Below are 501 nucleotides of genomic sequence, written 5' to 3'. Positions count from 1 at the left end.
AAATAGATGGTATTATAGAAATAGATCACCAAATTTATTTTGTTGAAATGAAATGGAAAAAGGATCCGATTAGTAACAGTGATGTTTATCAGCATTTAGGCAGGATTAATTATCGAGCTAATGCTCGCGGAATTTTTATCTCGGAATCGGGATATACTCCATCAGCAATCTCGGCAGCAAAAGAATCACTTGTTAATAATACATTTGTAATGTTTGATTTAGAAGAATTTGTTAGGATTCTTGAGTTAGAGATTGATTATCCAGACTATTTACGTTCAAAAATCCGAAGTGCGATAATAGAAAAGAATCCATATAAAAGAAATTAAGATAAGCCCTCAACAGAGGGTTTTTTTTATGGTAACAATTGAATTATTAGGAAAATAATTAAACTAAACCTATTTTCGCATTAGAGTGAAATGCACAAGGACGTTCTTTATATAGAGATTTTTTGCATGGGGATATTTATTCTTTAAAAAAAGGTTTGCAGACCCTTATAAGTAT

1 protein-coding gene is annotated in these 501 nt (G+C 30.5%); it reads left to right on the top strand.

Going from position 1 to position 501, the window contains the following annotated elements; genetic code table 11:
• A partial coding sequence (locus ABEB23_RS18305) for a restriction endonuclease (protein ID WP_348814157.1) occupies window positions 1-326 on the top strand: 326 nt, incomplete at its 5' end.
• Window positions 327-501 lie beyond the last annotated feature (175 nt).

Origin of the sequence: Flavobacterium maritimum (assembly GCF_040049085.1) — a bacterium.
Lineage (GTDB): Bacteria > Bacteroidota > Bacteroidia > Flavobacteriales > Flavobacteriaceae > Flavobacterium > Flavobacterium maritimum.
This window is presented reverse-complemented; position numbering and strand designations above follow the sequence as displayed.